General features: G+C 65.7%; 22 protein-coding genes. 18 read left to right on the forward strand and 4 right to left on the reverse strand.

Annotation, left to right across the window (positions count from 1 at the left end; genetic code table 11):
• Positions 1-130: 130 nt before the first annotated feature.
• The 3 genes from trpS to JQC81_RS08785 all read left to right on the forward strand — a co-directional run bounded on the left by trpS (position 131) and on the right by JQC81_RS08785 (position 2,487).
• Entirely contained in the window at positions 131-1,171 is a 1,041-nt protein-coding gene (gene trpS / locus JQC81_RS08775; protein WP_203271429.1) for a tryptophan--tRNA ligase, read from the forward strand.
• Positions 1,172-1,260: 89 nt separating this feature from the next.
• On the forward strand, positions 1,261-1,758 hold the full coding sequence (locus JQC81_RS08780; RefSeq protein ID WP_203271430.1) for a universal stress protein: 498 nt from the start codon (positions 1,261-1,263) through the stop codon (positions 1,756-1,758).
• Between the two features lie 168 nt (positions 1,759-1,926).
• The gene (locus JQC81_RS08785) at positions 1,927-2,487 is read left to right on the forward strand and encodes a NifU family protein (RefSeq protein ID WP_203271431.1); all 561 of its coding nucleotides are present in this window, start codon (positions 1,927-1,929) and stop codon (positions 2,485-2,487) included.
• A 97-nt stretch (positions 2,488-2,584) separates the two neighbouring features.
• Here JQC81_RS08785 and JQC81_RS08790 read toward each other — a convergent pair whose 3' ends face one another.
• Positions 2,585-3,169: a TetR/AcrR family transcriptional regulator gene (locus tag JQC81_RS08790; RefSeq protein WP_203271432.1), complete on the reverse strand. Its 585-nt coding sequence runs from the start codon at positions 3,167-3,169 to the stop codon at positions 2,585-2,587.
• Between the two features lie 70 nt (positions 3,170-3,239).
• Here JQC81_RS08790 and JQC81_RS08795 point away from each other — a divergent pair, with 70 nt between their 5' ends.
• The 5 genes from JQC81_RS08795 to olsA all read left to right on the forward strand — a co-directional run bounded on the left by JQC81_RS08795 (position 3,240) and on the right by olsA (position 6,371).
• On the forward strand, positions 3,240-3,668 hold the full coding sequence (locus tag JQC81_RS08795; protein ID WP_203271433.1) for a VOC family protein: 429 nt from the start codon (positions 3,240-3,242) through the stop codon (positions 3,666-3,668).
• Positions 3,669-3,918: 250 nt separating this feature from the next.
• A complete protein-coding gene (tsaB, locus tag JQC81_RS08800; RefSeq protein WP_203271434.1) occupies positions 3,919-4,602 on the forward strand; it encodes a tRNA (adenosine(37)-N6)-threonylcarbamoyltransferase complex dimerization subunit type 1 TsaB in 684 nt (227 codons plus the stop codon).
• 11 nt (positions 4,603-4,613) lie between these two features.
• Positions 4,614-5,099 carry a GNAT family N-acetyltransferase gene (locus tag JQC81_RS08805; protein ID WP_203271435.1) on the forward strand — a complete coding sequence of 162 codons (486 nt, stop codon included), beginning with the start codon at positions 4,614-4,616 and terminating at the stop codon, positions 5,097-5,099.
• A gap of 79 nt (positions 5,100-5,178) precedes the next feature.
• Positions 5,179-5,604, forward strand: coding sequence for a Fur family transcriptional regulator (locus tag JQC81_RS08810; RefSeq protein ID WP_203271510.1), 426 nt, complete (start codon positions 5,179-5,181; stop codon positions 5,602-5,604).
• A complete protein-coding gene (olsA, locus tag JQC81_RS08815; protein ID WP_203271436.1) occupies positions 5,601-6,371 on the forward strand; it encodes a lyso-ornithine lipid O-acyltransferase in 771 nt (256 codons plus the stop codon). Before JQC81_RS08810 ends, olsA begins: the two co-directional genes overlap by 4 nt.
• Positions 6,372-6,429: 58 nt before the next feature.
• On the opposite strand, the gene JQC81_RS08820 is transcribed toward olsA, so the two are convergent.
• Positions 6,430-7,401, reverse strand: a complete 972-nt coding sequence (locus tag JQC81_RS08820) for a transcriptional regulator GcvA (protein WP_203271437.1) — start codon at positions 7,399-7,401, stop codon at positions 6,430-6,432.
• Positions 7,402-7,525: 124 nt separating this feature from the next.
• Here JQC81_RS08820 and JQC81_RS08825 point away from each other — a divergent pair, with 124 nt between their 5' ends.
• From JQC81_RS08825 to trmB, 10 genes are all read left to right on the forward strand, one after another.
• A complete protein-coding gene (locus JQC81_RS08825) occupies positions 7,526-7,765 on the forward strand; it encodes a DUF1127 domain-containing protein (protein ID WP_203271438.1) in 240 nt (79 codons plus the stop codon).
• Positions 7,766-7,785: 20 nt separating this feature from the next.
• Positions 7,786-8,469, forward strand: coding sequence for a glutathione S-transferase family protein (locus JQC81_RS08830; RefSeq protein WP_203271439.1), 684 nt, complete (start codon positions 7,786-7,788; stop codon positions 8,467-8,469).
• 223 nt (positions 8,470-8,692) lie between these two features.
• Positions 8,693-10,051: a tRNA (N6-isopentenyl adenosine(37)-C2)-methylthiotransferase MiaB gene (gene miaB, locus JQC81_RS08835; protein WP_203271440.1), complete on the forward strand. Its 1,359-nt coding sequence runs from the start codon at positions 8,693-8,695 to the stop codon at positions 10,049-10,051.
• 69 nt (positions 10,052-10,120) lie between these two features.
• Positions 10,121-11,218, forward strand: a complete 1,098-nt coding sequence (locus JQC81_RS08840; RefSeq protein WP_203271441.1) for a PhoH family protein — start codon at positions 10,121-10,123, stop codon at positions 11,216-11,218.
• 14 nt (positions 11,219-11,232) lie between these two features.
• Positions 11,233-11,691, forward strand: coding sequence for an rRNA maturation RNase YbeY (gene ybeY, locus JQC81_RS08845; RefSeq protein WP_203271511.1), 459 nt, complete (start codon positions 11,233-11,235; stop codon positions 11,689-11,691).
• 19 nt (positions 11,692-11,710) lie between these two features.
• A complete protein-coding gene (locus tag JQC81_RS08850) occupies positions 11,711-12,745 on the forward strand; it encodes a hemolysin family protein (protein WP_203271442.1) in 1,035 nt (344 codons plus the stop codon).
• Positions 12,742-14,397, forward strand: a complete 1,656-nt coding sequence (gene lnt, locus JQC81_RS08855) for an apolipoprotein N-acyltransferase (protein WP_203271443.1) — start codon at positions 12,742-12,744, stop codon at positions 14,395-14,397. Before JQC81_RS08850 ends, lnt begins: the two co-directional genes overlap by 4 nt.
• Positions 14,398-14,447: 50 nt before the next feature.
• Positions 14,448-14,861 carry a helix-turn-helix domain-containing protein gene (locus JQC81_RS08860; RefSeq protein ID WP_203271444.1) on the forward strand — a complete coding sequence of 138 codons (414 nt, stop codon included), beginning with the start codon at positions 14,448-14,450 and terminating at the stop codon, positions 14,859-14,861.
• Between the two features lie 105 nt (positions 14,862-14,966).
• Positions 14,967-16,145: a methionine adenosyltransferase gene (gene metK, locus JQC81_RS08865; protein ID WP_203271445.1), complete on the forward strand. Its 1,179-nt coding sequence runs from the start codon at positions 14,967-14,969 to the stop codon at positions 16,143-16,145.
• Between the two features lie 152 nt (positions 16,146-16,297).
• The gene (gene trmB, locus JQC81_RS08870) at positions 16,298-16,981 is read left to right on the forward strand and encodes a tRNA (guanine(46)-N(7))-methyltransferase TrmB (protein ID WP_203271446.1); all 684 of its coding nucleotides are present in this window, start codon (positions 16,298-16,300) and stop codon (positions 16,979-16,981) included.
• A gap of 1 nt (position 16,982) precedes the next feature.
• Here trmB and JQC81_RS08875 read toward each other — a convergent pair whose 3' ends face one another.
• The gene (locus JQC81_RS08875; RefSeq protein WP_203271447.1) at positions 16,983-17,684 is read right to left on the reverse strand and encodes an ABC transporter ATP-binding protein; all 702 of its coding nucleotides are present in this window, start codon (positions 17,682-17,684) and stop codon (positions 16,983-16,985) included.
• Positions 17,681-18,928, reverse strand: coding sequence for an ABC transporter permease (locus JQC81_RS08880; RefSeq protein WP_203271448.1), 1,248 nt, complete (start codon positions 18,926-18,928; stop codon positions 17,681-17,683). Before JQC81_RS08880 ends, JQC81_RS08875 begins: the two co-directional genes overlap by 4 nt.
• Positions 18,929-18,930: the final 2 nt, after the last annotated feature.

Consider the following 18,930-nt stretch of genomic DNA (forward strand, 5'->3'; position numbering starts at 1 on the left):
GCGCCGCAGAGAAGCATGTTCCGGACAGGCGGGTCCTCCGCCCTCCGTCAGGACGATGCATTGAAAATAGGGTTTAGGGCAGCGCGAGGATCCCTCCGTTCGCCTGCACGTCCCGCAGGAGTTCAAGGCGATGGCGCAGTTCAAGGAGCTGGTGTTCTCGGGCGTTCAGCCCACGGGAAACCTTCATCTCGGGAATTATCTCGGCGCCATCAAGCGCTTCGTGGCCATGCAGGAGAATTACGACTGCATCTACTGCGTCGTGGACATGCACGCGATCACGGTGCCGCAGAACCCCGCCGACCTCACCCGGCAGATCCGGGAAGTGACCGCCGCGTTCCTCGCCGCCGGCATCGACCCGAAGCGCCACATCGTCTTCAACCAGTCCCAGGTGCCCCAGCACGCGGAACTCGCCTGGGTGTTCAACTGCGTCGCGCGGCTGGGCTGGCTCAACCGCATGACCCAGTTCAAGGACAAGGCCGGCAAGGACCGTGAGAACGCCTCCGTCGGCCTCTACGCCTATCCGAGCCTGATGGCCGCCGACATCCTGGTCTACCGCGCCACCCACGTGCCGGTGGGCGAGGACCAGAAGCAGCACCTGGAGCTGACCCGCGACATCGCCCAGAAGTTCAACAACGACTGGGCCGAGTCGATCGCAGCCCACGGCTTCGGCGAGGCTTTCTTCCCGTTGACCGAGCCCATGATCCAGGGGCCGGCCACCCGGGTCATGTCGCTGCGCGACGGCTCGAAGAAGATGTCGAAGTCGGACCCGTCCGATTACTCGCGCATCAACCTTACGGACGATGCGGACACCATCGCCCAGAAGGTGCGCAAGGCGAAGACCGATCCTGAGCCCCTGCCCTCCGAGGTCGAGGGCCTGAAGACCCGGCCGGAAGCCGAGAACCTCGTGGCGATCTATGCGGCGCTGATGGACACCACGCCCGACGAGGTGCTGCGCCAGCATGGCGGCGCGCAGTTCTCCGGCTTCAAGGCCTCCCTGGTGGACGTGGCAGTGACGAAGCTCTCGCCGGTCGCCGACGAGATGCGCCGCCTCATGGCCGATCCCGGCTACATCGACGCGGTGCTGGCGGACGGCTCCGCGCGGGCGCGGGCGCTTGCCTCCGTGACCATGGATGCGGTGAAGGATATCGTGGGATTCGTGCGCGCCCGCTGACGCATGCGCTGCTTAAATGAGCGGCATGCGACCCGCTTGCCGTTGACGCAAAGGCAGGGCAGCATCCGGTGTCATCAGGAGAGCGTTCCGTGAGCGACAAGCGTCGATCCTACGAATCGGGCCACAGGCCGAAATTCATGGTGGTGGTCGACAAGACCCCGGAATGCGCCCGCGCGGTGCATTTCGCCTCCCGCCGCGCAGCCCGCACCGGCGCCAGCATGGTAATGCTTGCGGTCGTGGATCCGCCCGACGATTTCGAATGGATCGGCGTGGGCGAGGCCATGATCGAGGAAGCGAGCGAGGAGGCTCAGAAGCTCCTCGATACAGCTGCCCGCGAGGCCCGCAATGCGGCGGGCGTAGAGCCCGAGCAGATCATCCGTGTCGGCACCCGGGCGGACGAGATCATGAAGCTGATCCAGGAGGACGAAGATATCTCCTTCCTGGTGCTCGGCGCCGGCAACAGCAAGGAGGGCCCCGGTCCCCTGGTCTCGACCCTGGGCGGCCGCGCCGCCGCCTCCTTCCCTGTGCCCATCGTGATCGTGCCGGGCGGATTGTCGGACGAGCAGATCGACGCGCTGGCGGGGTGAAGGCTTCCGTCATCCAGCACGGCGCAAGCCGATCCGGCATGACACACCTGCATGCGTCCTCCCCTTGGAATTCGTCCCGATTCAATCCACATTGGGAGAGGAATCTGTTAGAACCATTCTAAATCCACCACTCGGCCGGCCTTGAACCGGCGCAGAGGACAAACGACGATGTTTATTCAGACCGAAGCCACGCCCAATCCCGCCACCCTGAAGTTCCTGCCCGGCCGCGTCGTGATGCCGGAAGGCACCTTCGAGGCCAAGAATCCCGACCAGGGCGAAGTATCCCCCCTCGCTCAGCGCCTCTTCGCCGTTCCCGGCGTGACGGGCGTGTTCTTCGGCTACGACTTCGTCACGGTCACCAAGGCGGATGGCGAGTGGCAGCACCTGAAGCCGGCGATCCTCGGCGCCATCATGGAGCATTTCATGACTGGCGCGCCGCTCTTCGCCAACGGCTACGGCGCCTCTCAGGAGGACGGCGAGGAGTTCTTCGACGAACAGGATGCCGCCACCGTCGAGACCATCAAGGAGCTGCTCGAAACCCGCATCCGCCCGGCGGTGGCTGGCGACGGCGGTGACATCACCTTCCGGGGCTTTAAGGATGGCACCGTCTATCTCGTCATGAAGGGCGCCTGCTCCGGCTGCCCGTCCTCGACCGCCACCCTGCGCCACGGCATCCAGAACCTGCTGCGTCACTTCCTACCGGATGTGCGCGAGGTGCAGGCCGTCTGACGCCTGCGATCAAACCAGAGTTTGGGTTACCCAAGCGCGGCCTAAAAGCCGCGCTTTTCGTTCGTAGGGGATTCGCACGCTTCTTTGACGGCTCTGCCTATTCGGGAGCTGTGACCCGCTCCACGAGGCTGATCATCGCTGACTTGAATTCCGCAGGATCGGCTCCCGACTCGATGGCAAGCGCCGCGCGGTCGAAGGCTGCCGAGAGCAGGGCCGTCATGGCCGGAGTCGGAAACCGACGCTGTAGGGAGCCTGCGATCGCCTCAAGCCCTTCGCGGAGGGTCCGGGCGGCATGGGCTTCATCGATGGCCGCCATATCGGCCGACCCAAGGACCGCAGGGCCATCCACGAGGAGCAGGCGTGTGCGGCCGGGAACGGTCATGGCCTCGAGATAGGCCATGCTGCCCTCGACCAGCGCATCCTGAGGGGAGAGATCGGGAGAGGCCGAAGCTTCGATCTCCTCGGCCACTGCCTGGGCCTCCCGCTCCAGCACGGCCCGGAACAGGTCGCGCTTGTCGGCAAAATGATGATAGAGCGCGCCGCGCGTTACGTGGGCGGCCTCGACGATCTCAGGTGTGGAGGTCTCGGCGTATCCTTTCTGCACGAACAAGGAGCGGCCGGCCTGCACAAGGGCCTTCCGGGTTGCGTCGGCTCGCTCAGAATTGGATCGTCTCTGTTGCATACATACAGCCTGTATGTTATTTCCAACAAAACATGCAGATTATATGTTATCGGGCGGAGGTTGAACAGAGATGAAGATCACGAGCTATTACCCGGTGATCATGACCCGCGATGTTGCCGGCACCGCTGCCTTCTATGCCGAGCATTTCCGCTTCCAGCCGGTCTTTGCGAGCGACTGGTACGTTCACCTGCAGTTCCGCGACGATGAGGCCGTCAACCTCGCGGTTCTCGACAGCACCCACGACACAATCCCGGCCGGCAGCCGCCAGCCGGCCGCGGGGCTGCTCCTCAACTTCGAGGTCGAGGATCCGGATGCGCTCTACGACGAGGTCAGGGCCGCCGGCCTACCCATCCTTATCCCGTTGCGCGACGAGGCTTTCGGGCAGCGGCATTTCATTACGCAGGATCCGAACGGCGTGTTGATCGACGTCATCAAGCCGATCCCGCCGAGCGCTGAATTTGCCGCGCAATACGAGGCGGGTGCTCTGCCGCGGAGATAATGCACGGTTGTCGTCCCGGCGGCCGCAGGCCGGGAAGGGGATCCATCTACACGCGAGGCGTCATGGCTTCCCTTCCCCCTCGGCTGCGCTCCGGCCGGGAATGACACCTTACCCTCCGAGGGCTTTTCTGACTCCATACAGGACGCACGCCCTCAGAACCTCCGCTTGCGTCGTCCCCTGCGCCGATTCCGGGTTCCCTCCTCTTGGTCCCATGCTCTAAAGAAACAGGGAGACCTGACGGAGACTGACGTTGCGTGTCCTTGCCATCGATACCGCCCTCGGCGCCTGCTCGGCCTGCATCGTCCAGGCCGGAGAGACCGTGCCGCTGGCGGCCGACACCATCCCCATGGAGCGCGGCCACGCGGAGGCCCTGATGCCGCTGCTCGACCGGCTCTCCGCCCAGGTGGGCGGCGGGTTCGAGAGCCTCGACCGGGTCGCCGTGACGGTGGGACCCGGCAGCTATACGGGCCTGAGGGTCGGCATCAGCGCCGCCCGCGGCATCGGCCTCGCGGCCGGCATTCCCGTGGTGGGCGTGGCCACCCTGTCGGCCTTCCTGGCGCCGCTCATGGTGGGCGACAAACGCGGGCTGTTTACCGCCGCCATCGATGCCAAGCACAGCCACCTCTACATCCAGGCCGTCGCGCCGGGCGGACGCACCATCATCCCGCCGGGACTGATGACCTATCGCGACGCAATCCGGCTTCTCGGCTCGGGGCCGATCATCGTGGCCGGCTCGGCCGCCGCCATGCTGGCGGCTGAGGCCCGGATTCAGGGCGTCGATGCTCATATCAGCGACGTGTCGGCCTTTCCCGACATCGCCTGGGTGGCGCGCCTCGGGGCGCTGGCCGATCCGGCTCAGGCCCTGCCGAAGCCGCTTTACCTGCGCGAGCCCGACGCCAAGCCGCAGGACGGGGCCCGAATCGCTCGGCAGTGAAACGTCTCGCCATGAGCATTCTCGACCGCTTCCTCCAGCCGCCTGCGCCGCATGTCGTGCCTGTGGGCACCGATGCGGCTGCGCGGCTTGCGGCGATCCACGCCTCGGCCTTTCCGCGCCCGTGGAGCACCCTCGATTTCGAGCGCCTGCTCGGGGAGCGTGGCATCGTGGCGGACGGGCTCTTCATCGGCCGCACCACCAAGCCCTCTGGCTTCGTGCTGTCGCGGATCGTGCTCGACGAGGCGGAGATCATCACGGTGGCGATCGCCCCTGAGGCCCGCGGGAAAGGCCATGCACACGTCCTGCTCACGCACCATCTCGACGTCCTGTCGCGCCGCGGCGTCGCCCGCGTGCATCTGGAGGTCGAGGAGGGGAACGGGCCGGCCATCGCCCTCTACCGCCGCGCCGGGTTTCGCGAGACCGGACGGCGGGAGGGCTACTACCACAAGGCCGACGGCACGAAGGCTTCAGCGCTCACCATGGCGCTCGACCTATAGCCCCGTTCCCTCACCTACCGTATAACCCTCCGCAAGGAGTCGTTTAACCTTGGCCACACGCAACAGCACATCCGCCAGAATGCGCCGGTCGGACGCCATCGAGCGCGCCTGCCGCGAGAAGGGCCTGCGCATGACGGGCCAGCGCAAGATCATCGCGCAGGTGCTCGATGCGGCCGAGGACCATCCCGACGTGGTGGAGCTGCATCGCCGCGCGGCTGAGGTGGACGACCGCATCTCCCTCTCCACCGTCTATCGCACGGTGAAGCTGTTCGAGACGGAGGGCATTCTCGAGCGGCTCGATTTCCGCGACGGGCGCTCGCGCTACGAGCAGGCGGCCCGCGAGCACCACGACCACCTGATCAATCTCGAGACCGGCGACGTGATCGAGTTCCGCTCCGAGGAAATCGAGGCGCTGCAGAACGAAATCGCCCGGCGGCTCGGCTACAAGGTGGTGTATCACCGTCTCGAACTCTACGCGGTGCCGCTGGACAAGGACGACGCGTGACGAAAATCGCCGTCGTCTTCCGGCTGCTCCTGCTCGGCCTGTGCAGCCTTGTGCTCGTGCCGCTGCAGATGCTCGCCCTGCGTCTCGGCTGGTCGGCCACCCTGCACGTGCTGCCGATGTGGTTTCACCGGGCGCTCCTGAAAATCTTCAACGTGCGCGTCATCGAGCGCGGTACGCCGCCGGGCCGGGCGCCCACCATCGTGGTGTCGAACCACGTGTCCTGGCTCGACATTCCGGTGATCGGCTCGCTGCACCCGCTCTCCTTCATCGCGAAATCCGAGATCGAGGGCTGGCCGGTGGTGGGCTTCATGGCGACGCTCCAGCGGTCCGTGTTCATCGACCGCCAGCGCCGCAAGGCGACGGCCGAAGTCAACGACGCGCTCGCCCACCGGCTGGTGAAGGGTGAGGTGATCGTGCTGTTTGCCGAAGGCACCACGAGCGACGGCAACCGGCTCCTGCCTTTCCGCTCCTCGCTGGTGGGCGCAGCCCAGACGGCGCTCATGCATGACAGCGTCGAGCGCGTGCTCCTGCAGCCGCTCGCCATCACCTATACCCGCCGCCACGGCATGCCCGTGACCCGGCGCGACCGCCCCTTCATCGCCTGGTACGGCGACATGGATCTGGCGCCTCATCTCAAGATGTTCATTCAGGGCATTCCCATCGACGTGGTGGTGACCTGGGGCGAGCCGATGCCCTTCAACGGCAGCCGCAAGCAAGCGACCGCCTTCGCCGAGGCCGAGGTGCGCCGGGCGTTGAGGGTGGCATAGTCAGTGTCATCCCGGTGGCCTGCAGGATCGGGAAGGGGATCCACGATCAGGCTAGGCGCTATGGATTACCTTCCCCTCCGCTTTCGCTCCGGCCGGGATTGATACCACGACCGTCCGCTTCCTGCCCCCTCGCCTCGTCCAAGAGCCAGGTGCGAAAGGCCGCCAGCGCCGGCCGGTCGGCGGTCACCTCGGGGCAGACGACGTAATAGCGGTAGGCGCCTTTCACCTGATGCGGGAAGGGCTGCACCAGACGGCCCGCCTTGAGATAATCGCCGATCAGGACGCTGGTCGCCAGCGCCACGCCCTGCCCGGAGGCGGCCGCCTGCAGGCAGAGATAGGTGTGGCTGAAGCGCGGTCCCCGCGACGTGTCGATTCCCTCGACGCCAAGGGCCTTCAGCCAGGTGTCCCAGGTGGTGTAGTCCGGCACGCCGCTTGCGGCCTCATGGATGAGCATGTGGTGGCGCAGGTCGGCTGGCTCGCGCAGGGGACGCTCCGGATGGTTGAGCAGGGCCGCGCTGCAGACTGCGAAGAAGACCTCCTCCATCAGCAGGTCCGTGCGCAGGCCCGGATAGCCGCCGCGGCCGAAGCGGATCGCGATATCCACGTCCTCCCGGGCGAAATCGGTCAGCTGCATCGAAACCGAGACCCGGACGTCGAATTCCGGATGGCGCTGCTGGAAGGAACCGAGCCGGGGGATCAGCCAGTTCGAGGCGAGGCTCGGCATGGCGCTCACCGTGATCACATGGGAAGCCTCCGGCCGCAGGGCTTGGGCCGTCGCGTCGTCAAGGCGATCGAGGATGTCGGACAGTGACGCGGCATAGCGTTCGCCCAAGGGGGTGAGCACCACGCCCCGGCTCGGCTGGCGGAGGAAGAGCGGCCGCCCGAGCCAGGCCTCGAGGGATTTCACCTGCTGGCCCACGGCGCTCGCCGTGACGGCGATCTCGTCGCCGGCCTTCTCGAAGCTGAGGTGACGGGCCGCGGCCTCAAAGGCGCGCAGGGCATTGAGCGGCGGGAGACGGCGGCGGGACATGGCGGATCCGGACAGGGCTCAGCCCAAGTTTTTCTTGGGCGACGCGCAAGAACTTCTCGTTTGCTTGCAGGCTACCACAGGAGCACATTCATCTCCAGAGAAACGCCATCGAAGGAGAACCGTCATGGCGACCGGATATGCCACAGCAAATCTTGGGTTCCACACCACCCGCCGCAACCATGGGAACACGCTCATGAACCTGCTTCTGCGCTATGAGGCTTGGCTCGACCGCCGCAGGACCTTGAAGGCTCTATACGAGCTCGACGATCACGCATTGCATGATATCGGGTTGTCGCGGGCCGACGTGGAGGGCCTGAATGAGGCCTCCTGGCAGGATCACCTGCCGCCGTCCATCAGCCGATAAGCATGTTTGAAAGGCCCCCGATGAAGCTCTATTCCGGCCCCGTCAGCCTCTTCTCCCGTAAAGTGGAGATTGCCCTCTACGAGAAGGGGCTCGCCTTCGAGCGCATCGGCGTCGCCTTCAGCCAGACGAAGGGCTATGCCCCCAAGCACCCGGACGTGCTGGCGCTCAACCCCAAGGGACAGGTCCCGGTTCTCGTCGACGGGGACCTGTCCCTCTACGATTCGACCGTGATCCTCGAATACCTGGAAGACGCCTATCCCGAACCGGCGCTCTACCCGAAGGATTCGCGGGAGCGCGCCCGCTGCCGCCTGCTCGACGTGTTCGCCGACGAGATCATGCTGGCGCCCTTGCGCTTCCTGATGCACCGGACCGAGCCGAAGCCTGACGATCTTGAGCGCTGGGAGGCGAAAGAACTGAAGGCCCGCGAGGCCGAGCCTGCGCTTGCCGGCCATTTCGCCACGCTCAACCGCCAGCTCAAAGACCGGGATTACCTCTGCGGCGGTTTCTCAGCCGCGGACATCGCCGTGTTCATGACCGTTTTCTGGACCCGCCGCCTGGGCGGTCCCTCCTTGCGAGGGCATGAAAACCTGGCTGCTTGGTACGATCGGCTCAGCGCACGCCCGGCCTTCGCGAAGGTCGTTGCTGAAATTCTGGCCGCCGATGCGGAATTGTCCGCGCCGGTCGAGGGCGCGTTCCGGGAGTGAGGCAGTAGTGTCATTCCCGGCCGGAGCGGAGTGGAAGGGAATCCACCCGCACGCTCCGCACCATGGATCCCCTTCCCTCGCCTGCGGCTCGCCGGGGACAACAGACGGCGTTGAAACTCTTCAAATCTCTTGAGCCAAACAGCCGCTATTCTCTTGCACGCATAAAAGGCTTAAAAGGCGCTCATCTTCGCCCGCCCGATTGCAAGCAGAACAGGCCGACCTCGTGAAAAAAGTCTTCGTCAAATCCTATGGCTGCCAGATGAACGTCTATGACGCCGAGCGCATGGCCGACATGCTGGCCACCGAGGGCTACAGCGAAACCAAGGTCATGGAGGAGGCGGACCTCGTCATCCTCAACACATGCCATATCCGCGAGAAGGCCGCTGAGAAGGTCTATTCCGAGCTCGGCCGCGTGCGCGAACTCAAGAACGAGCGCGAGGCGGCAGGCCGGGAAACCAAGGTCGTGGTGGCCGGCTGCGTCGCCCAGGCCGAGGGCAAGGAGATCCTGCGCCGGGCTCCCGCCGTGGACGTGGTGGTGGGGCCCCAGAACTATCACAACCTGCCGAGCCTGCTGAAGAAGCCGCGCTCCGAGCGTGTCGTCGACACGGAGTTTCCGGTCGAGGACAAGTTCGACCACCTGCCCAAGCCCTCAAAGGCGGCGATCCGGAACCGGGGCGTGTCGGCCTTCTTGACCATCCAGGAAGGCTGCGACAAGTTCTGCACCTTCTGCGTGGTGCCCTATACCCGCGGCGCCGAAGTCTCGCGTCCCGTCGCCAAGATTCTGGACGAGGCCCTGCGCTTGGCGGACGCGGGCGTGCGCGAGCTGACGCTCATCGGCCAGAACGTGAACGCCTATCACGGCGAGGGGCCTGACGGTGCCGTGTGGTCGCTTGGCCGGCTGCTGCATCGCCTGGCCGAGATCCCCGGCATCGCGCGGCTGCGCTACACCACCAGCCACCCGCGCGACATGGACGACGAGCTGATCGTCGCCCATCGCGATCTGCCGGCTCTGATGCCCTACCTGCACCTTCCGGTGCAGTCCGGCTCCGACCGCATTCTCGACGTGATGAACCGCAAGCACACGGGCGACGAGTACCGCCGCCTGATCGAGCGCATCCGCAAAGCTCAACCGAACCTGGCGCTCTCCTCCGATTTCATCGTCGGCTTCCCCGGCGAGACGGATGCGGAGTTCGAGGACACCATGCGGCTCATTTCTGACGTGGGCTTTGCCAGCTCGTTTTCGTTCAAGTACAGCCCCCGCCCCGGCACGCCCGCGGCCGACATCGAGACCCAAGTCTCCGAGGCGGTGAAGGCCGAGCGCCTGGCGCGGCTGCAGAATCTGCTCGAAATGCAGCGGCAGGCCTTCAATCACGGAACCGTCGGCCAGACCCTCGACGTTCTCTTGGAGAAGCCGGGTCGTCACCCGGGCCAGATGGCCGGCAAGTCGCCCTACCTGCAGCCCGTGCAGTTCGAGAGCGACCGCCATGCCGTCGGCGAGATCGTGACGGTGCGGATCATTCAGGCAGGCTCGAACAGCCTGTTCGGGGAATGGATCGGACCCGGCAGCCAAGCCGCGGCCTAGTCTGTTGACCGGTAAGACCCCATATCCGTCTGCCGCAACGCCTGCGACAGAGATTCAGAGGAGAGGCATTTGAGCCCAGCGGACAACGCGACCGCACGTGCACAAAAGGGACGGAACCCCGGCGGCTTGCATCCCGGCGTCGTCGAAGAGGCCGAAATCATCCTCACCTTCGACGACAACCGCCTCGCCAGCCTCGTTTTCGGACAATACGACCAGAACCTCGCCCATCTCGAGCGGCGCCTCGACGTGACGGCTATCGCCAACGGCAACCGGGTCACGGTGAAGGGCACGCCGGAAGCCTCCGAGATGGCCCGGCGCGTTCTGGAGGGCCTCTATGAGCGCGCCCGCCAGGGCGGAGCCCTCGGCACCGGCGACGTGGACGGTGCCATCGAGGAGAGCACCCTCCAGGGCAGCCTCTTCCCGGCGGCCGAGGAGCAGCCGGCTACGGGCCTCACCGCCTTCGACCAGATTTCCACCCGCCGGCGCGGGGCGGTGCGTGCCCGCAACGCCTCGCAGAACACCTATATCAAGGCGCTCAAAACCAACGAGCTCGTCTTCGCCGAGGGTCCTGCCGGCACCGGCAAGACCTGGCTGGCCGTGGGCTACGCGGTCTCGCTGCTCGAGGCCGGACAGGTGGACCGCCTGATCATTTCGCGCCCGGCCGTGGAAGCGGGCGAGCGGCTCGGCTTCCTGCCCGGCGACATGCGCGAGAAGGTCGATCCCTATCTTCGCCCGATCTACGATGCGCTCTACGACTTCATGGAGGCCCGACATGTGGACCGGGGCCTGCAGACCGGCATGATCGAGATCGCGCCTCTCGCCTTCATGCGCGGGCGCACGCTGACCAACGCCCTGGTGCTGCTGGATGAGGCGCAGAACACCACGTCGATGCAGATGAAGATGTTTCTCACCCGCCTCGGCGAAGGCTCGCGGATGATCATCACGGGCGATCCGTCGCAGATCGACCTGCCGCCGGGCCAGAAATCGGGTCTCGTCGAGGCGGTGCGCATCCTCGACGGAGTGGAAGGCATCACCCGCGTGACGTTCAAGGACGCGGACGTGGTGCGCCACGACCTCGTGCGCCGCATCGTGACCGCCTACGACAAGGCGGCCCGCGAAGCGCCGCCGGAGCCGCCGCGCCAGGATTACCGGGATCGCCGGCCGTGATCACCCTCGACATCATGATCGAGGCAGGCGACTGGGCCCGCCTCGAAGACGCCGAGGCCCTGGCGCAGAAAGCCGCCGAGGCGGCGCTCGCCGTCACTTACGAGGCGGACGAGGAGTTCGAGGCCAGCGTCATGCTCACCAACGACGCCCAGATCCGGGAGTTGAACCGCACCTGGCGGGACAAGGACAAGCCGACGAATGTGCTGTCCTTCCCGGCGCCCGAGCAGCCGGGTGCAACAGGGCCTCGCCATTTGGGCGATATTGCTCTAGCGTACGAAACCCTGGTGCGTGAATCCGAGGAGGAATCCAAGGAGCTTGCGCATCATTTCGCCCATCTGATCGTCCATGGCGTTCTGCACCTTCTCGGCTACGACCACGAGGTCGAGGCGGAGGCGGAGATCATGGAAGGTCTCGAGGTCAAGGCGCTCGCCACCCTTGGCATCGCCGACCCCTATCGCGATATGGCAGCATAACGGCTGACAACCCACGGCAATGAACGAAGATCGAAGTCGTAGCGACCGCCCTGTCCGAACCCTCACCGAGACAGACGACACACGCGACCACTGGTACGACCGGGTTTTGACCCGTCTCGGCCTGAAACCCCGCGAATCCATCCGTCACGATCTTGAGGATGCTCTCGCGGAAACCGTCGAGGATACGGACTTTTCGCCCCAGGAGCGGGCGATGCTCAAGAACGTGCTGTCCTTCCACCGCATCCGGGTGGAGGACGTCATGGTGCCCCGCGCCGATATCGTGGCGGTGGCGGCCGAGACCAATCTCGGCGAGCTCCTGAACCTCTTCCGCACGGCCGGCCACTCGCGCCTGCCGGTCTATGGCGAGACCCTGGACGATCCCAAGGGCATGGTCCACATCCGGGACTTTCTCGATTTCATTGCCATGCGGGCCGATGGCGGCGCCTCGGAAGCGGGCGCCGGCGACGCGACGGCTGCGCCGAGCCTCGGCCAGATCGACCTGTCAATGACCCTGGCGTCGGCCAACATCCTGCGCCCGGTGCTGTTCGTGCCGCGCTCCATGCCGGCCATCGACCTCCTGGTGCGGATGCAGGCAACGCGCACCCACATGGCCCTGGTGATCGACGAATACGGCGGCACCGACGGCCTCGTGTCGATCGAGGACCTTGTCGAGATGGTGGTGGGCGATATCGAGGACGAGCACGACGAGGATGCGACCCTCACGATCACGCAGGCGGCCGACGGCACCACCATCGCCGATGCCCGGGCGAGCCTCGACGAGATCAAGGAGACGCTGGGCGTCGACCTTACCGAGGAGGAGGGTGCCGAGGACATCGACACGATCGGCGGTTTCATCGTGACGCTCGCCGGCCGCGTGCCGTCCCGCAGTGAGGTCATCGTGGGTCCGGCCGGCCTCGAATTCGAGGTTTTGGACGCCGATCCCCGGCGCGTGAAGCGGCTTCGCATCCTGCGCCGCACCGTGGCCTCGACAGAAGTGGAAATCACAGAAGGCCAGCCGGTCGCCGCGCGTCCTGAAAGCGCTGCCGCCGAATGAGCCTGCTGGCGAAGCGCGATGCCTTGACCGAAACGTCGGGCATTGCAGGGATCCTGCCGGCCCTTGCCGCGCTGGGAACCCGTTCGCGCGGCTGGCGCCGCTGGCTCATGGCCGTCGCGGCCGGAGCCGTCGGCGCTCTGGCCATGCCGCCTTTCGGATTCCTGCCGGCGCTCGTCCTGTCCCTCGTGCCGGCCATCTGGCTCCTCGACGGCACCATGAAGGAGGGCTCATCCCGTTGGGCCCCGCTCAAGGTTGCGGCCCTGCTCGGCTGGTTCTGGGGCTTTGGTTATTTCGTCGCCGGGCTCTGGTGGCTCGGCGCCGCCTTCCTCGTGGAGGCCGACCAGTTCGCCTGGGCCATGCCCTTCGGGGTTCTGGGCCTGCCGGCGCTCCTCGCCTCCTTCCCGGCCTTCGGCTTCGCGCTCGCTTGCCTGCTCTGGCTTCCTGACGCCCGGCGCATCCTGGCCTTCGCGTTCGGCCTCACTGTGGCCGAGTGGCTGCGCGGGCATCTCTTCACCGGTTTCCCCTGGAACAGCCCGGGCATGGCGCTCGGCCAGAACCTCTGGCTGATGCAGTCCGCCTCCCTGGTCGGCCTCTACGGCCTCACGTTCTTGAGCTTCTGCATCGGCGCCGCACCGGCCGTCCTGCTCACCGGGCGGACAGCCCGCGCCCGCTGGACGGCTCCAGCCCTTGCGGCGGCAATGCTCGTCGGCCTTGCGGGCTTCGGCTTCTGGCGGGTGCCGGCGCAGGCCTCCGCCACGGTTCCCGACGTGCGCCTGCGCATTATGCAGCCCAATCTGCCCCAGGATGCCAAGTTCAACCCGCGCAACCGTGACGCCATCATGCGGCATTACCTGTCCCTCAGCGCGAGACCCGGTCCGAACGGCGCCGCACCAACGCATATCATCTGGCCGGAATCGGCCTTTCCGTTCCTGCTCCATCGCGATCCTGCCTCATTGGCTCAGATCGGGGCTCTTCTGGAGCCCGGCTCCGTCCTGATCACCGGGGCGGCCCGCATGGACGACCCGCTGCCCGGCGAGGCGGTGGGCAAGTTCTACAATGCCATCCAGGTGATCGACGACCGGGGCACGATCCTCGGTTCCTATGACAAGGTGCATCTGGTGCCGTTCGGCGAATACCTGCCGAAGGTACTCGATACCGTTATCCGGGCGGTGGGCCTGCGCCAGTTCGTGCATATTCCGGGTGGATTCGAGCCGGCCGAGAAGCGCATGACGCTTGCCATTCCGGGCCTGCCCCCTGTGGCCGCGACGATCTGCTATGAGGCGATTTTTCCGGGAGAGATCCTGAGCGACGGCCCCCGGCCGGACCTCATCCTGAACGTGACCAATGATGCGTGGTTCGGCGAGACACCAGGGCCCTACCAGCATTTCGCCCAAGCCCGCTTACGTGCCGTCGAGGAGGGCCTGCCTTTGGTGCGGGCCGCCAATACGGGGATCTCAGCCATTGTCGATCCTTTCGGCCGCATAGTGGAGAAACTGCCACTTTCAGTTGAAGGAACTTTGAATACAAATCTTCCAGTTGCGAAACCTGCGACTGTTTACAGCAAATCGGGCAAGTTTTCTTTGACGGTTACGCTTGTGATCTGCTTAATGCTCCTGGTTGTACGTCGTGGGCCACACTCAACTTTTCCTTAAGTAACCCATGACCTTGCGTTACACTAAGTCCAGTGAGGAAGTGGGGCCACATGAAGAAGTCGACGGGCTCTATCGATAAGGAAGTCGGAAGCCGTGTGCGCATGCGCCGCGTGTCCATCGGCATGAGCCAGGAGAAGCTTGGCGATATGCTCGGCCTGACCTTCCAGCAGGTTCAGAAATACGAAAAGGGCATGAACCGGATCAGCGTCGCTCGTCTGATCGAGATCACCAAGATCCTCGGCGTCGATGTTCATTTCTTTCTCGACGGCGTCACGAGCACCAAACCCGCCCCCGGCTTCGCGGAGGAGAGCCCGCCCACCTATGTGGCGGACATGATGGCCACTCCGGAAGGCCTGCAGCTCGTGCGGCATTTTGCCAGGATCAAGAACCCCAAGGTCCGTAAAAGCATCGTCCAGCTCGTCGCCTCGGTGGCCGCTGAGGACGATACGGAACGTTCGTCATAACGAACACGTTCGCTTGACCTTTCCTTAAGCCTGCGGCATGACCATGACTTGAGACCTGCGGGAACCCGCAGGCCCAGCTTTTCCATTGCCTTAAGGAATTCCGTCGTGCGGCGTTCGAGCTATCTTTTCACCAGTGAATCGGTGTCCGAGGGGCATCCGGACAAGGTCTGCGATCGGATTTCCGATGCCGTCGTCGATGCCTATCTGGCCGCCGAGCCCGAGGCCCGCGTGGCCTGCGAGACGCTTGCCACCACCAACCGCGTGGTCATTGCCGGCGAGGTGCGCGGCCCCGACTCCATCACCAAGGATAAGGTGATCGCGCTCGCCCGCGACGCCATCAAGGACATCGGCTACGAGCAGGACGGCTTCCACTGGAAGAACGCGGACGTCGAAGTCTACCTCCACGCCCAGTCGGCCCACATCGCCCAGGGCGTCGATGCCTCCGGCAATAAGGACGAGGGCGCAGGCGACCAGGGTATCATGTTCGGCTATGCCTGCACCGAGACGCCCGATTTGATGCCGGCACCGATCTACTACGCGCACAAGATTCTCGAGAACCTCACCGCCGCCCGTAAAGGCCGGGTGGGCGATGCCGCCAAGCTTGGCCCGGATGCCAAGAGTCAGGTCACCGTGCGCTACGAGAACGGCCGGCCCGTCTCGGCCACCCAGATCGTTCTCTCCACTCAGCACCTGGACGAGAGCCTCACCTCCGAGGACGTGCGCAGGATCGTCGAGCCGCATATCCGCCAGACCCTGCCCGAGGGCTGGATCTCGCCCGACACCATCTGGCACGTGAACCCCACGGGCAAGTTCGTGATCGGCGGCCCGGACGGCGATTGCGGCCTCACCGGCCGCAAGATCATCGTCGACACCTATGGCGGTGCGGCTCCCCACGGCGGCGGCGCCTTCTCGGGCAAGGACCCGACCAAGGTGGACCGCTCGGCGGCTTATGCCGCCCGCTATCTTGCCAAGAACGTGGTCGCCGCAGGTCTTGCCGATAACTGCACCCTGCAGCTCTCCTACGCCATTGGCGTCGCCAAGCCCCTGTCGATCTATGTGGATCTGCACGGCACCGGCAAGGTGGACGAGGGCAAGCTCGAAGCGGTGCTCATGGACGCCATGGATCTCTCGCCCCGCGGCATCCGCACGCATCTCGGCCTCAACCGGCCGATCTATGCCCGCACCTCGGCCTACGGCCATTTCGGCCGCAAGCCCGACCAGGATGGCGGCTTCTCCTGGGAGCGTACGGACCTCGCCGACCGTCTGAAGGCGGCGTTCCGCTAACGGCTGTTGCGGCAGGCTGAAGACCGTTCAGCCCACCGAGACTCACCATAAAGAGCCGGTTCCCCGCGAGGAGAACCGGCTCTCAATGCATGATGCAACGTGATAAGCACAGGCTTTCGAGCAGTCATGCCGACTCCAGGAGCATGTGTCCCATGAGCGAAGCCTCCGAACGCGCTGGCGCCTTCTTCGGACGCCGGAAAGGCAAGAAGCTTCGCGCCGGACAGGACGACCTCGTTCAGAACTTGCTGCCCGCGATCCGCGTGGTCCCCGGCCGCGACGTTCACGGCCAGTTTCCGAACCCTCAGGCGCACGAAACCTGGCTCGAGATCGGCTTCGGCGGCGGCGAGCATCTTGCAGCCCAGGCCCGTGCCCATCGCGACGTCAATATCGTCGGCTGCGAGCCCTTCGTGAACGGGATGGCGAAGCTTCTCGCCGTGGTCGAGCAGGAACATCTCGACAATGTCCGGGTCTGGGATGACGACGTCACCGACCTGCTGCCGACCTTGCCCGACGCCTCGTTCGATCGGGTCTACATTCTCTATCCGGATCCCTGGCCCAAGCGCCGGCAGCGCAAGCGCCGCCTCGTCTCCGACGAGACTCTGGAGATGCTCGCCCGCGTGATGAAGCCTGGCGCCGAGCTGCGCTTTGCCAGCGACATCGACGACTACATCGGCTGGGTGCTCGCCCGCGCCTTGCGCTCCCCGCATTTCCGCTGGACCGCCACCCGCGCCGACGATTGGCGCAGGCCCTATGAGGGCTGGCCAGGCACCCGCTACGAGGCCAAGGCCATCCGCGAGGGCCGCGTGCCGAGCTACCTGACCCTCGTTCGCATCTAACTCAGACCGCAGCCGGAGCCACGCGGTCGTCGCTCACCACCGCGCCGTCGACGAGGTGGATGCGACGGTCGACGCGGGCCGCGATGTCCATTTCGTGCGTGACCGCAATCACGGTCTTGCCGCGCTTCCTCACGAGATCCCGCAGGATCTGAAACACCTGCTCGGAGCTCTTGCTGTCGAGGCTACCGGTCGGCTCGTCGGCGAGCACCACATGGGGGTCGTTGGCGAGCGCACGGGCGACCGCCACGCGCTGGCGCTGGCCGCCGGAGAGCTGGTCGGGCCGCTTGTCGAGATGACCGGCCAAGCCGAGCTCCTCCAGCAGGCCCGCGGCGCGCTCCCGCATCTCGCCCGATGACAGGCGTCCCGCCTTGCGCATGGGCAGCTTCACGTTCTCCAGAACCGAGAATTCCGGCAGCAGGAAGTGGAACTGGAACACGAAGCCCAGCATGTCGAGGCGCAGATGCGCCAGCGCATGGTCATTCAGGGATGAAGTATCCCGCCCGGCCACCCTCAAGATCCCGCTCGTCGGGCGGTCGAGGAGGCCAAGGAGATAGAGCAGCGACGACTTGCCGGAGCCGGACGGGCCGGTGATGGCAATGAATTCCTGCTCGCCGACGGTGAGCGACACGTCGCGCACAAGGGTCACCGGCACGGTGGCGGGCAGGATGCGCGTGAGATGATCGGCTTCGATGAGCAGGCTCATGTGGCCCCCCGGATGATGTCGACCGGATTGAGCCGCGCCGCCTGCCGGGCCGGGAGATAGCCGGCCACGCCGGACGAGATCAGCGCGAAGGCGGACGCAATGGCATAGTGCCAGGGGCTCCAGAAAAGGGGCAGATTGGTCATCTCGCGCCCTATGCCTGCGCCCGACACTTTGAACTCCACCTGGGAGAGGGCGAAGCACAGGAGAAAGCCGATGAGCCAGCCCACCAGCGAGCCGGCCAGCCCTAAGGCCAGCCCCTCGACGAGGAAAAGCCGGCGCATGTTACCCTGCGTGAAGCCCAGCGACTTCAGGATAGCGATGTCGCGCGCCTTCTCGTGGGTGATGGTGGAGATGATGTTGAAGATGCCGAAGCCCGCCACCAGCAGGATCGCGCCCACCACCGTGTACATGACCACGTTACGCACCACGAGCGCTTCGAGGAGCGATTCGTTCGCCTCCTGCCAGGGCACGGCCTTGTAGCCGAGTTCGGCCTCCGCCTGGCGGGCGACGCGGGGCGCCGCCTCCGGGTCGTCCAGGCGCAGGCGGATGTCGTTGATGGCGTTGGGCCGCTCGGAGAGGATCTGGGCGCTCTTCAGGAGCACATAGGCCTCGCCCTCGTCGCGGGCGACGTTGCCGGTATGGAAGAGCCCGACGATGCGAAAGCCCCGTGACTGCCCGGTCGGCGCGACCACCTGGATCGTGGTGCCCGTCGAGGCGCCGATCCGCCGCGCGAGGCCGTCGCCGACCACGATGTTGTTGCCCCCGGCGCGCAGGGCGTCGAAGCTGCCCTCCACGAAGTCGCCGGCCACCGACGAGACCCGCGCCTCCGTCTCCGGATCGATCCCTATGATGGATACCCCCACGTCCCGCCCTGCATAACGGACGACCCCCTGGGTCCGCAGGCTCTGGGCCATGCGGCCCGGCACCCAGGAACGCAACGATGCGAAAGCGGCCGCCGGATTGAGAATGCCGCGACGATCCTCCTTCGGGCGCAGGCCCTCGAACTGGGTGGCGGCGAACAGGTCCTCGGCCGGCTGCCGGCGCGCGGTGCGGCGCTCGTCGGTGATCTGCACATGCGGCATGGTGTCGACGAGCTGGGCGATGAAATCCTTCTCGGTGCCCTGCATCAGGGCCGCCATGGCGATGGAGAAGCCGACGCCGAGCGCGACGCCGAGGATCGCCACGATGGTCTGGCGTCCGCGTCCGGCGATGTGGGTGAGGGCGAGCTCAAAGATGAGGCGCATGT

The sequence above is a fragment of the Microvirga arabica genome, assembly GCF_016811235.1.
GTDB classification, from domain to species: domain Bacteria; phylum Pseudomonadota; class Alphaproteobacteria; order Rhizobiales; family Beijerinckiaceae; genus Microvirga; species Microvirga arabica.